Genomic DNA, 12,696 nt, shown 5'->3' with positions numbered 1-12,696 from the left:
CGCCCCGGAATGACGATCCCTCACTACTTCCCGATCTTGCCCTCGGTGCCCGCCCGCAACCGCTTGATGTTTTCGCGGTGCATGTAGAACAGCAGCAGCGTCACCACGGCGAATAGCGAGGCCAGTGCGAGGTGGCCAAACCACCACAGGAAGATCGGTGTCACCACGCTCGCGACCAGCGCCGACAGCGAAGAGTACCGCGTGACGATGGCGGTCGTGAGCCAGATCACGCAAAACACGATCGCGGCCGGCCAGAATAGTCCGATGAGGATACCGATATAGACCGCGACGCCTTTGCCGCCTCTGAAGTTCAGCCATACCGGAAAGAGGTGGCCGAGGAACGCGCCGAGCGCTGCCGCCATAGCCGCATTGGGCCCGCCGAAATAGCCCGCGAGGATGACCGCGGCGGTGCCCTTCAGCGCGTCGCCGATCAGGGTCGCCGCGGCGAGGCCCTTGCGTCCGGTGCGCAGCACGTTGGTGGCGCCGATATTGCCGGAGCCGATCGAGCGGAGATCCTGGGTGCCGGCGGCCCGCGTGAGGATCAGGCCGAACGGAATCGAGCCGAAGAGGTAGCCGACCAAGAGGGCGATCACGCCATCGGCAAAAGGCGATATCAACATATCCAGTGGCTCCATCCGCGGATCAAGGAATTGTTAACCATAAATCCGCATGGTGATTTCTCACCGACGGGAGATTGTCATGCCTTACGTGCGCACCCGATTTAGCCTGATCTTCTTCAGTCTTTATCTCGCGGCAGCCCTGGTCGGGATATCATTGGAAGCGCTCGCTCAAATCTATCCCCATTGACCGCGCCACCGTTCCCATCCGGATTTCACGATATCAGACGTGCTCGTAGACGGTCCGTCCGCTGACGATCGTGCGCACCACGCGGCCCGAGAACCGCGCCTCGTCGAACGGCGTATTCTTGCATTGTGACTTGATATCGACGGGATCGAGCACCCAGGGCGTATCGGCGTCGATCACGATGATGTCGGCGGGCGAACCAGCCCGTAGCGTGCCGCCGGGCAGGCCCAACAGTTCGGCCGGGCGCGTCGACATTGCGCGGATCAGCGTCTTGAAATCCATGGCGCCATTGTGGATCAACCGAAGCGCCGCCGGCAGCATGGTCTGCAGGCCGATCGCGCCGGAAGCCGCTTCTGCGAACGGCAGCCGCTTCACCTCGACGTCCTGCGGATTGTGGTCGGACATGATGACGTCGATCAGGCCGGAGGCGACGGCTTCAACCAGCGCCAGCCGGTCGTCCTCGGTGCGCAGCGGCGGTGATAGTTTCAGGAATGTCCGGTAGGGACCGATGTCGTTTTCGTTCAGGGTCACATGATTGATCGAGACCGAGGCTGAGACCGCAAGGCCTGCGTCCCGCGCGCGCTTCAGGATTTCCAGCGAGCCGATGCAGCTCAGCGACGCCGCGTGATAGCGCCCGCCGGTCAGCGCGACGAGACGCATGTCGCGCTCCAGCATGATGGTCTCGGCGGCGTCGGGAATGCCGACCAGTCCCAGCCTTGCGGCGAATTCGCCCTCGTTCATGACGCCTTCGCCGACCAGATGCGGGTCTTCGGTGTGATGCACGATCAGCGCGTCGAAGTCGCGCGCGTAGGTCAGCGCCCGGCGCATCACCTGCGCATTGGTGACGCTTCTGTCGCCGTCGGTGAAGGCGACGGCGCCGGCGGCCTTCAACAGGCCGATCTCGGTCATTTCCTCGCCGCCCATGCCCTTTGTCAGCGCCGCCATCGGGTGGATGTTGACGATCGCAGTATCGCGGGCGCGGCGCAGGACAAAATCGACCGTCGCGGAATTGTCGATCACCGGCGAGGTATCGGGCTGGCAGATGATGGTGGTGATACCGCCGGTCGCCGCGGCCTGGCTTGCGGAGGCAAAGGTTTCGCGGTGGCTGGCGCCGGGCTCGCCGACGAAGGCGCGCATGTCGATCAGGCCGGGGGCTATGATCTTGCCGGCGCAATTGATGATGTCGGTGCCCTCGGGAACGCCGGCAGCACCAATGCCGCGCCGGCTTTCGCGGATGGTGCCGTCGGCGATCAGCACGTCGCCGATGCCGTCGAAATCGCGCGAGGGATCGATCAGGCGGGCGTTGGCGAGCAGGATCGGGCGGCGGTCGGTCAGCATGATGTCACGCGTTCGGCAGGTTGCGGGCGAGCGCTTCGAGCACCGCCATCCGCACCGCCACTCCCATTTCCACCTGTTCGCGGATCAGCGACTGCGCCCCGTCCGCCACGATCGAATCGATCTCGACGCCGCGGTTCATCGGCCCCGGATGCATCACCAGCGCGTCGGGTTTAGCATAGGCCAGTTTCTTCTGGTCGAGGCCAAAATAGTGAAAGTATTCCTGGGTCGACGGCACGAACGAGCCGTTCATGCGCTCGCGCTGCAGCCGCAGCATCATCACGATGTCGGCACCATTGAGGCCCTCGCGCATGTCGCGGGCGACCTCGACTCCCATTCGCTCGATGCCGCGCGGCAGCAGTGTGGAGGGCGCGACCACGCGGACGCGGGCGCCCATGGCATTGAGCAAAAGGATATTGGAACGGGCCACCCGCGAATGCATGACGTCGCCGCAGATCGCGATGACGAGCCCCTCGAGCCGGCCCTTGTTGCGGCGGATGGTCAGCGCGTCGAGCAGCGCCTGGGTCGGGTGCTCGTGGACGCCGTCGCCGGCATTGATCACGGAACCGTCGACCTTGCGCGCCAACAGTTCCACCGCGCCGGAGGCATGGTGCCGCACCACCAAGATGTCCGGATGCATGGCGTTCAGCGTCACCGCGGTGTCCATCAGCGTCTCGCCCTTGCGGATCGAGGAGGAGGACACCGACATGTTCATGACGTCGGCGCCCAGCCGTTTTCCCGCCAGTTCGAACGAGGACTGGGTCCGGGTCGAGGCTTCGAAGAACAGGTTGATCTGGGTGCGGCCGCGCAAGGAGGTGCGCTTCTTGTCGACCTGGCGGTTGAGCTCGACGTATTCCTCGGAAAGGTCGAGCAGGCCGGTAATATCGGCAGCGGAAAGCCCCTCGATTCCCAGCAGGTGCCGGTGACCGAGGACGAAGGTCGATTTCGATGCAGGGGTCATTAAAACGAGAGCTATAGGCACGGATGGCGCGGGGGGCAAGGGCGAATAGAAGGCTGCCGAGTTATCCCCTAATCTGTCGGAAGCACGGTAAACGCGGACGCCGCAAAGTGGCCGCGATTGGATCGCCAACCCCTAGGGAATGCGCAGTTTGAAATGGTTTACTCGGATCCTGTTAACGGCGTTGGCGCTCGCGAACCCGGCCAGCGCCCAGAGTCCGCCCGGCGGTTTCGTCTTCCTGCGCGATATCGATCCGTCCATCCTCCAGGACATCCGCTATGCCGGGGCCAATAATTTCGTCGGCCGGACGCTTTCCGGCTACGAGGGTGCCGAATGCGTGGTGAAACGGGAGGTCGGACTGGCGCTCAAGCGCGCCCAGCAGGAACTTAGCCCGCAAAAGCTGTCGCTGAAAATGCTGGATTGCTACCGCCCGGCGCGCGCGGTGCACGACATGGTGCTGTGGGCACAGAACGGCCGGGAGACGCCCGCCGAGCGGCGGTATAATCCGGCATTCGGCAAGAAGGATCTGTTTCGTTTGGGCTATATCGCCGAGCATTCCGGCCATTCCACCGGCGCCGCGGTCGACCTGACCCTGGTCGACCTCACGGCCGACAATTCAGGGGCGTTCGATCCCGGCAAGGCCTATGCCGACTGCACCGCGCCGGCGGACGCGCGCGCCCCGGAGGGCAGTGTCGATATGGGCACCGGCTACGACTGTTCCGACCTCAAGGCGCACACCGCGGCCACTTCCATCACATCAGCCCAGCGCCGCTGGCGCAACGCGCTGGTTGCTGTCATGGCGAAGCAAGGTTTTGTAAATTATTCCAAGGAGTGGTGGCATTTTTCGCTGCCGGGGGCCGGCGGGCCCGCGTATGATTTTCCGATCACAAAGCGGTTGAGGTAGAACAAAGCGTGCGATCGGGGTGAAAGGCTACAGCCTGTCGCCTGACCTTACCCCAATTCCTCGTCTATTCGACAGCCGGACGTAGCCCATGACTCAAGCGACATTCGCGACCCACGAAGTGTTCAACCAGTCGCCGCCGTTCGAAGACGTGGATCTGTTCGCGGTGGACCGGCCGTTGATGGAATCGGTTACGGCCAATGGCGGGGCGCATGCGCAAAAGGAACTTTCCGAGTTCGGCCAGCACTGGGGTTCGGCTGCTATGGCCGAGCGCGGCCGCATTGCCAACGAGAACACGCCGAAACTGCGCACCTTCGATTCCCGCGGCAACCGGCGCGACGAGGTCGAGTTTCATCCCGCCTATCACGAAGTGATGGCGCGCAGCGCCTACGCCGGCATTCACAACTCGACCTGGACCGTGGACGGCAAGCCGGCCGGCAATGCGGCCGAAGTGGTGCGCGCGGCCAAATTCTATATGGCTTCGCAAGTCGAGACCGGGCATCTGTGTCCGATCACCATGACGCGTGCCTCGGTGGCGGCGCTGGCGGCGCAGCCGGATCTGCTGACGAAACTGATGTCGGTGATCTCGACCCGCGCCTATGATCCCTCCTTCGCGCCGTGGTGGACCAAGCGGGGCATGACGCTCGGCATGGGCATGACCGAGAAGCAGGGCGGCACCGACGTGCGTTCCAACATGACGCGCGCGGAGCGCGACGGCGATGCCTATCGCATCACCGGGCATAAATGGTTCATGTCGGCACCGATGTGCGACGCCTTCCTGGTGCTGGCGCAGGCAGACAAAGGCCTCACCTGCTTCTTCATGCCGCGCTTTCGCCCCGACGGATCGATCAACGCGATCCAGTTCCAGCGCCTGAAGGACAAGCTCGGCAACCGCTCCAATGCCTCGTCCGAAGTGGAGTTCGTCGGCGCTTACGGGGTGCGGGTCGGCGACGAGGGCAAGGGCATCCGCACCATCATCCAGATGGTGCAGTTGACGCGGCAGGATTGCGCGATCGCTTCCGCCGGCCTGATGCGGTCGGGCCTCGCGCATGCGCTGCATCACTCCAGGCACCGCAGCGTGTTCCAGAAGCATCTCGCCGATCAGCCGCTGATGCAGGCGGTGCTGTCGGACATGGCGCTGCATGCCGAGGCCTCGATCGCGCTGGTGATGCGGCTGTGCCGTTCGTTTGACCAGGCGCCGCACGACCAGAACGAGGCGGCGTACATGCGGCTGCTGACGCCCGCCATCAAATACTGGGTGTGCAAGAGCGCACCGGGATTTCTCTACGAGGCGATGGAGTGTCTCGGCGGCAATGGCTATGTCGAGGAGGGTATTTTGGCGCGGCATTACCGTGAATCCCCGGTCAACGCGATCTGGGAAGGCTCGGGCAATGTGATGTGCCTGGACGTGCTGCGGGCGCTGTCGCGCGAGGTCGAGGCGGCAAGCGCGGTCCTGCAGCAGCTTGCCGGCGAAACCAGCGGCCTGTCCGGCGCCGGCGACGTGGTGACGTTCATCGGCAAGGCCTTCCGCAGGCCGGACAGCGAGCGCGTGGCGCGGCTCGCGGTCGAGAAGCTGGCGCTGCTGGCGGCTGCGGCTGCGTTGAACAAAGTTTCGCCGCATCACGCCGAATTGTTCGCGCGGACGCGGCTTGCCCAGAATCACGGCAGCATGTACGGCGCGGTCGATGTCGCTTCCAGTGACATCAGGACGTTGCTGGGCCGGACGCTGCCCTGACGGACAGTCTATCCCGTCACGGCGGGGCACGACGAAAACCAACAATGAAAGCCAGGTAATGGACTCTCTCGATCCCGCAAGCCCCGCCGCGTCTACGTCGGTCATCCCCACCCAACGCCCGCCACGCGTCTGGAAATTCTGGGGCACCACACTGTGGGGCCTTCTGGTCTTCGCCGCGATGTTCGCGGGGCAGATGGCTGTCGTGCTCTGGTTCGTGTTGCGGCGCGAAGGGCCCATCGACGTGGCCGCCGCGATCCATGTCGTCGGCGGCGGCCTGACGATCTCGCTCTCGGTGATCGCGGGGCTGCCCGCGGTGCTCGTCGCGCTGTGGCTCGCGATCCGCATCTCGGGCACGCCGTTTGCCGACTATCTCGCTTTGCGCGGAACTTCGTGGGTCAATTTCGTCATCGGCGGCGTCGCACTCGGCGTTCTCGTGATGGGATGGGACGCGGTGTCGCGCGCGACGGGGCGCGAGGTCTCGCCGGGCTTCATGGGGGACGTGCTGCAGTCGGCGCGCGCCGACGGCGCGTTGTGGCTTTTGGTGATCGCGTTCTGCGTCGCGGCACCGGTGTCGGAGGAATTGTTCGCGCGCGGCTTTCTCTACCGCGGCTGGTCGGAATCCTTTCTCCGCGTACCCGGCGCCATCCTGCTGTCGTCGATCGTGTGGACCGCGCTGCATCTGCAATATGACTGGTTCTTCTTCGGCGAGGTGTTTTCGATCGGGCTGCTGCTGGGCTATCTCCGCTACCGCTTCAATTCGACCTGGCTGACGATCTTCGTGCACGGCCTCAACAATCTGGCCGCGGTAGCGCAGACCATCATGCTGGCGGGGCACGGGTAGAAGTCGTTATGTCGTCATTGCGAGCGAAGCGAAGCAACCATAGCCCAACAATCAAGAAAGCTGGATTGCTTCGCTTCGCTCGCAAAGACGAACTTGGGGGTGTCAGCGCGTGTCGCGCAAATTTCCCAGCCGGTCCAGCGCGCCCTGCAGGATGAAGATCGCGGCGTGCTCGTCGATCACCTCGGCGCGGCGGGCGCGGCTCATGTCCATGCCGATCAGTTCGCGTTCGACCGCCGCGGTCGAAAGCCGCTCGTCCCAGAGGGCGATGGCGAGATCGGTGAGTTTGGAGAAATTACGGGCGAAGGCACGGGTGGATTGTGCCCGCGGTCCCTCGCTGGCGTCCATGTTGATGGGCAGGCCGAGCACGAAGCCGACCGCGTTGCGCTCGGCGGCGATGGCCAACAGGCGGGCGGCGTCGGCCTTGAACGCCTTGCGCTGGATGGTCTCGACACCGGTCGCCAGCCGCCGGTCGGGGTCGGAGACCGCGACCCCGATGGTCTTGGTGCCCAGATCGAGCCCGACCAGCGCGCCGCGCGGAGGCCAGTGCGCGGCAGCTCCGATCAGGGGGAGAATGAGGGCAGCCATCGCGCTCGCATACCACGCGGCCGGCGATCCCTGCAAAGCGTCAAGGGCTGGTCTGCCGCGGCGGGGGAAGGCTGGGGGCCCGGATGCATGGCTATTCGGGCTTCGGCGGTGTTAATGTAAAGGCGGCCACCGCAACGATGCCTGCGCCCGTTCCCCAAATCTCACGGATAAAGCTGATCATGTGGCCGGACCGACGACTTATCGAGCTTTTCGAGACTGAATTCCCCATCGTGCTGGCGCCGATGGCCGGCGTGATGAATGCCGAACTGATGATCGCCGCGGCGGAGGGTGGCGCGCTCGGCTCGCTGCCGTGTGCGATGCTGTCGGTGGAGAAGGCGCGCGAACAGGTCAACATCTTCCGGCAACGTGTCTCGGCCCCGGTCAACATGAACTTCTTTTGCCACACGCCGGCCGATGCCGACGCAAAACGCGAGGCCGGATGGAAGCAGCGGCTTGCGGCTTATTACGAAGAGTTCGGGGTCGACCCGGCGGCGCCCATCAACGCCGCCAACCGCGCGCCGTTCGACGCCGCGATGTGCGGTTTGGTCGAGGAGCTGAAGCCGGAAGTCGTCAGCTTCCATTTCGGCCTGCCGGGACAGGCGCTGCTCGAGCGCGTCAAGGCGGCCGGCTGCATCGTGATGTCGTCGGCGACCATCGTGAAAGAGGCGATCTGGCTCGAGGAGAACGGCGCCGACGTTATCATCGCGCAAGGCGCGGAAGCCGGCGGCCATCGGGGCATGTTCCTCACCGAGAATATCGCCGAGCAGCCCGGCACCTTCGCGCTGGTGCCGCAGGTCGTCGATGCCGTGAAGGTCCCGGTGATTGCCGCGGGTGGCATCGCCGACGGGCGGGGCATCGCGGCGGCGTTCGCGCTGGGCGCGGCCGGGGTGCAGATCGGCACCGCCTATCTGCGCTGCCCGGAATCCAGGGTCAGTGCGCCTGCGCGGGTGGCGCTTGCCCAGGCGCCGGACGATGCCACCGTGATCACCAATGTGATGACCGGCCGCCCGGCGCGCGGGGTCGCCAACCGTGTGATGCGTGAGGTTGGCCCGATTTCGCCGGATGCCCCGGCTTTTCCCCATGCCGCGACCGCCCTGGCGCCGCTGAAGGCGGCGGCGGAAAAGCTCGGCAGGGTCGATTTTACCAATCTTTGGGCCGGGCAGGCGGTACGGTTGGGGCGCGAAATGCCCGCCGCCGAGCTGACCCGGGCCCTGGCCGGCGCGGCTTTGGCGCGGATGAGCCAGATGGCAGGCCGATAACCTCCGGGCCGTGGTTGCGGCGCAAAAGCACCCTCTGCTATACGGCGGACTGAATTTTGCCGTCAGAGGCCATATATAATGTCCGTCGATGCCGCCACCGTCCGCCGTATCGCCCATCTTGCGCGGATCGCGGTCACCGAGACCGAGGTTCCACACTTGCAGGGCGAATTGAACGCCATGCTGGCGTTCGTCGAGCAGCTTTCGGAAGTCAATGTCGAGGGCGTCGAGCCGATGACCTCGGTGACCCCGATGGAGATGAAGAAGCGCCCGGACGTGGTCAATGACGGCGAGATCGCCGACGACATCGTCAGGAACGCGCCGGCCACGGAAGACCATTTCTTTCTGGTGCCGAAAGTCGTCGAATAGGTCTTGGCGCGGTCCGCGCGAACGGTGCGCGCTAAACAAACAAAAGAGTTTCGAGACTGGAAATCCGATGTGTCTGCTCTGCGACGATGAAAAGGCCTATGCGGCCTATATGAACTATCTCGACGCGATGGAGCGGCAGGGCAAGGCCGCCGACCCCGACAAGGCGATGGACGCCGTGCTGGACCAGCTCGAAGCCGCCGACAAGGCGAATGCCAAAAAATTGCGCGACGATCCGGCCAACGACAAGACGCTGTCTCCGTTCTTCTGCAGCCCGGTTGATAAATGACCGATTTGACATCGCTGACGCTCGCGGAGGCCAGGGATGGCCTCGCGAACAAATCCTTTACCTCGCTTGAACTGACTGACGCGCATCTTTCCGCGATCGAGGCCGCGCGCGTGCTCAATGCGTTCGTGCTGGAAACGCCGGACCAGGCGCGCGCCATGGCGCACGAAGCCGATGCCAGCATCGCAAAGGGCGAGGGCGGTCCGCTCGCCGGCATTCCCTTGGGCATCAAGGACCTGTTCGCCACGAAAGACGTGCGCACCACCGCATGCTCGAAAATCCTCGGCAATTTCGTGCCGCCTTACGAATCCACCATCACCTCGCAGCTCTGGCGCGACGGCGCCGTGATGCTCGGCAAGCTCAACAATGACGAATTCGCGATGGGCTCGTCGAACGAGACCTCGTGCTTCGGCCCGGTGGTCAATCCGTGGCGGCGCGATGGCGCCAACACCAACCTGGTGCCCGGCGGCTCGTCGGGCGGCTCGGCCTCGGCGGTGGCAGCCCTGTTGTGCATGGGCGCGACCGCGACCGACACCGGCGGTTCGATCCGCCAGCCCGCCGCCTTCACCGCGACCGTCGGCCTGAAGCCGACTTATGGCCGCTGCTCGCGCTGGGGCATCGTTGCCTTTGCGTCCTCGCTCGACCAGGCCGGCCCGATCGCGCGCACTGTGCGCGACACCGCGATCTTGCTGCGCTCGATGGCCGGGCACGATCCCAAGGACACGACTTCCGTCGATCGGCCGGTGCCGGACTACGAGGCCGCGATCGGTAAATCGGTCAAGGGCATGAAGATCGGCATTCCCAAGGAATATCGCCTCGACGGCATGCCCGCGGAAATCGAAAAGCTCTGGAGCGAGGGCGCGGCCTGGCTGAAGGAAGCCGGCGCCGAACTGGTCGAAGTGTCGCTGCCGCACACCAAATACGCGCTGCCCGCCTATTACATCGTGGCACCGGCGGAAGCCTCGTCGAACCTGGCCCGCTATGACGGCGTGCGCTACGGCCTGCGCGTGCCCGGCCGCTCGATTGGCGAGTTGTATGAGGTGACCCGCGCCGAGGGTTTTGGCGCCGAAGTCCGCCGCCGCGTCATGATCGGCACCTATGTGCTCTCGGCCGGCTATTACGACGCCTATTATCTGCGTGCGCAGAAGGTGCGGACCCTGATCAAGCGGGATTTCGAGGACTGCTTTGCCAAGGGCGTCAACGCGATCCTGACGCCGGCGACGCCGTCGGCGGCATTCGGCATCGGCGAGAAGGGCGGCGCCGATCCCGTGGAAATGTATCTCAACGACATCTTCACGGTGACAGTGAACATGGCGGGGCTGCCGGGCATCGCGGTTCCCGCCGGCAAGGACGCGCAAGGGCTGCCGCTCGGCCTGCAGCTGATCGGCCGTGCCTTCGACGAGGAGACGCTGTTCTCGCTCGGCGAGGTGGTCGAGCAGGCGGCCGGACGCTTCACGCCGGCGAGGTGGTGGTGACCATGGCAGAGTTCAAAGCGAGTTTTTCAGGCGCCGCACCGGCGCCGGAGTTGGCCGCGCCGCTCGCCGCTCTGTGGTGGTCGGCCAAAGGCGGATGGGACGAGGCGCACAGGATCGTGCAGGACCAGCCGACCGCTGACGCGGCCTGGGTCCATGCCTACCTGCATCGGGTCGAAGGCGATATCGGCAATGCCGGCTATTGGTACCGCCGGGCGGGCAAGCCGGCGGCGGCCGGTTCGCTCGAGACCGAATGGGAGCGGATTACTTCCGCGCTGCTTGGAGCTGGAAGCGCATGAGTGCGACAGGCGCAAAACTGATCAAGGGTGCGACCGGCGACTGGGAAGTCGTCATCGGCATGGAGGTCCACGCCCAGGTTACCTCGAAGTCAAAACTGTTTTCCGGGGCCTCGACCGAATTCGGCGGCGAACCCAACAGCCATGTCTCGCTGGTCGACGCGGCGATGCCGGGCATGCTGCCGGTCATCAACGAGGAATGCGTGCGCCAGGCGGTGCGGACCGGCCTCGGGCTGAGCGCGCAGATCAACCGGCGCTCGGTGTTCGACCGCAAGAACTATTTCTATCCGGATCTGCCGCAGGGCTACCAGATCAGCCAGTACAAGTCGCCGATCGTGGGCGAGGGCGAGGTGATCGTCGAACTGGCCGACGGCGGCAGCGTCACGGTCGGGATCGAGCGGCTGCATCTGGAGCAGGACGCCGGCAAGTCGCTGCACGACCGCAGTCCGACCATGTCCTATGTCGACCTCAACCGCTCCGGCGTCGCCCTGATGGAGATCGTCTCCAAGCCCGACATCCGTTCCTCCGAGCAGGCCAAGGCCTATGTGACCAAGCTGCGCTCGATCCTGCGCTATCTCGGCACCTGCGACGGCGACATGGAGAAGGGGTCCTTGCGCGCCGACGTCAACGTTTCCGTGCGCAAGCCCGGCGGCGCGCTCGGCACCCGCTGCGAAATCAAGAACATGAACTCGATCAATTTCATCGGGCAGGCGATCGAATACGAGGCGCGGCGCCAGATCGGCATCATCGAGGACGGCGGCACGATCGATCAGGAAACCCGGCTGTTCGACCCGAACAAGGGCGAGACCCGCTCGATGCGCTCCAAGGAAGAGGCGCATGACTACCGTTACTTCCCGGATCCCGATCTGTTGCCGCTGGAATTCAGCGAGGCATATGTCGCCGAACTGAAGGCGGGCTTGCCGGAACTGCCGGACCAGAAGACGGCGCGCTTTATCGCCGAGTTTGGCCTCTCGCCCTATGATGCCAGCGTGCTGGTGGCCGAACGGGAGAGCGCAGGCTTCTATGAAACCGTGCTGGCCGGGCTTGCCGACAAGGCCCGCGACGGCAAGCTCGCCGCCAACTGGGTCATCAACGAGCTGTTCGGGCGGCTCAACAAGGAGGGGCACGACATCTCGGCGTCGCCGGTGTCGGCCGAGCAGCTTGGCGGCATCGTCGACCTGATCGGCGAGGGCACCATCTCCGGCAAGATCGCAAAGGACCTGTTCGAGATCGTCTGGCAGGAAGGCGGTGATCCCCGCGCGCTGGTCGAAGCCCGCGGCATGAAGCAGGTCACCGACCTCGGCGCGATCGAGAAGGTCGTCGACGACATCATATCGGCCAATCCCGACAAGGTGGCGCAGGCGCGAGCCAAGCCGCAGCTCGTCGGCTGGTTCGTCGGCCAGGTGATGAAATCATCCGGCGGCAAGGCCAACCCGCAGGCCGTCAACGACCTCCTGAAATCCAAACTCGGCATCTGAACTCGGCGCGCGGCGACGCCGGCATCGTCGCTATCGCGTCGCCACGCTGGTTCGAATGCGCCCGCGTGCACCGATCGTTCACCATAATCGCGAAGTCTCGCGCGCGGGACCGACGCCTCGATGTTGCGAATCAGCCGCGCGCGATTCGCGCAAAAATCCGGTTTTGGCGAGCGCCGATGAGACGCGAAGCCGGTGAGGACGAAAATTTTTTTATTGCTAAAACTCGCGACTCAGAGTCCGCGCCGGGCACTTTTCGCCGACATCAACGCTGTGCGACGGCCTCGCGCGCACATCGATCATTGAATGCGCGGTTAATGAAAACACCTGCGGCGCAAGCGATTCCTGCAATATTGACATTCGCTTGTGGCGGTTTTGCGCACACA

13 protein-coding genes are annotated in these 12,696 nt (G+C 64.7%); 9 read left to right on the top strand and 4 right to left on the bottom strand.

Annotation, left to right across the window (positions count from 1 at the left end; all coding sequences use genetic code 11):
- Window positions 1-23: 23 nt before the first annotated feature.
- The 3 genes from plsY to B5525_RS35995 all read right to left on the bottom strand — a co-directional run bounded on the left by plsY (window position 24) and on the right by B5525_RS35995 (window position 3,100).
- On the bottom strand, window positions 24-620 hold the full coding sequence (gene plsY / locus B5525_RS36005) for a glycerol-3-phosphate 1-O-acyltransferase PlsY (RefSeq protein ID WP_079574258.1): 597 nt from the start codon (window positions 618-620) through the stop codon (window positions 24-26).
- A gap of 220 nt (window positions 621-840) precedes the next feature.
- The gene (locus B5525_RS36000; RefSeq protein WP_079570676.1) at window positions 841-2,142 is read right to left on the bottom strand and encodes a dihydroorotase; all 1,302 of its coding nucleotides are present in this window, start codon (window positions 2,140-2,142) and stop codon (window positions 841-843) included.
- A 4-nt stretch (window positions 2,143-2,146) separates the two neighbouring features.
- On the bottom strand, window positions 2,147-3,100 hold the full coding sequence (locus B5525_RS35995) for an aspartate carbamoyltransferase catalytic subunit (RefSeq protein WP_079570674.1): 954 nt from the start codon (window positions 3,098-3,100) through the stop codon (window positions 2,147-2,149).
- 139 nt (window positions 3,101-3,239) lie between these two features.
- Here B5525_RS35995 and B5525_RS35990 point away from each other — a divergent pair, with 139 nt between their 5' ends.
- From B5525_RS35990 to B5525_RS35980, 3 genes are all read left to right on the top strand, one after another.
- Window positions 3,240-4,001 carry a M15 family metallopeptidase gene (locus tag B5525_RS35990; protein ID WP_079570673.1) on the top strand — a complete coding sequence of 254 codons (762 nt, stop codon included), beginning with the start codon at window positions 3,240-3,242 and terminating at the stop codon, window positions 3,999-4,001.
- An 88-nt stretch (window positions 4,002-4,089) separates the two neighbouring features.
- Window positions 4,090-5,733: an acyl-CoA dehydrogenase family protein gene (locus B5525_RS35985; RefSeq protein ID WP_079570671.1), complete on the top strand. Its 1,644-nt coding sequence runs from the start codon at window positions 4,090-4,092 to the stop codon at window positions 5,731-5,733.
- A gap of 58 nt (window positions 5,734-5,791) precedes the next feature.
- Entirely contained in the window at window positions 5,792-6,574 is a 783-nt protein-coding gene (locus tag B5525_RS35980) for a CPBP family intramembrane glutamic endopeptidase (protein ID WP_079570670.1), read from the top strand.
- Window positions 6,575-6,676: 102 nt separating this feature from the next.
- Here the strand turns inward: B5525_RS35980 and ruvX are convergent, their stop codons facing one another.
- A complete protein-coding gene (ruvX, locus tag B5525_RS35975) occupies window positions 6,677-7,159 on the bottom strand; it encodes a Holliday junction resolvase RuvX (protein ID WP_079570668.1) in 483 nt (160 codons plus the stop codon).
- Window positions 7,160-7,338: 179 nt separating this feature from the next.
- Between ruvX and B5525_RS35970 the strand changes: the two genes are divergently transcribed.
- The 6 genes from B5525_RS35970 to gatB all read left to right on the top strand — a co-directional run bounded on the left by B5525_RS35970 (window position 7,339) and on the right by gatB (window position 12,313).
- Complete coding sequence (locus B5525_RS35970; RefSeq protein WP_079570667.1) at window positions 7,339-8,418, top strand: NAD(P)H-dependent flavin oxidoreductase; 1,080 nt, start codon at window positions 7,339-7,341, stop codon at window positions 8,416-8,418.
- A gap of 78 nt (window positions 8,419-8,496) precedes the next feature.
- Window positions 8,497-8,784 (top strand): Asp-tRNA(Asn)/Glu-tRNA(Gln) amidotransferase subunit GatC, encoded by a 288-nt coding sequence (gene gatC, locus B5525_RS35965; RefSeq protein ID WP_079570665.1) that lies wholly within the window; start codon window positions 8,497-8,499, stop codon window positions 8,782-8,784.
- Window positions 8,785-8,851: 67 nt separating this feature from the next.
- Entirely contained in the window at window positions 8,852-9,070 is a 219-nt protein-coding gene (locus B5525_RS35960; protein WP_079570664.1) for a hypothetical protein, read from the top strand.
- Window positions 9,067-10,542, top strand: a complete 1,476-nt coding sequence (gene gatA / locus B5525_RS35955; protein ID WP_079570662.1) for an Asp-tRNA(Asn)/Glu-tRNA(Gln) amidotransferase subunit GatA — start codon at window positions 9,067-9,069, stop codon at window positions 10,540-10,542. Before B5525_RS35960 ends, gatA begins: the two co-directional genes overlap by 4 nt.
- A gap of 2 nt (window positions 10,543-10,544) precedes the next feature.
- Window positions 10,545-10,838, top strand: coding sequence for a hypothetical protein (locus B5525_RS35950; protein WP_244567703.1), 294 nt, complete (start codon window positions 10,545-10,547; stop codon window positions 10,836-10,838).
- Window positions 10,835-12,313, top strand: a complete 1,479-nt coding sequence (gene gatB, locus B5525_RS35945; protein ID WP_079570661.1) for an Asp-tRNA(Asn)/Glu-tRNA(Gln) amidotransferase subunit GatB — start codon at window positions 10,835-10,837, stop codon at window positions 12,311-12,313. Before B5525_RS35950 ends, gatB begins: the two co-directional genes overlap by 4 nt.
- The last annotated feature ends 383 nt before the right edge of the window (window positions 12,314-12,696 follow it).

The sequence above is a fragment of the Bradyrhizobium erythrophlei genome (assembly GCF_900129505.1).
In the GTDB taxonomy this organism is placed as follows: domain Bacteria; phylum Pseudomonadota; class Alphaproteobacteria; order Rhizobiales; family Xanthobacteraceae; genus Bradyrhizobium; species Bradyrhizobium erythrophlei_D.
Note: the sequence above shows the minus strand (reverse complement) of the source record. Positions and strands in the feature narration are given on the sequence as shown.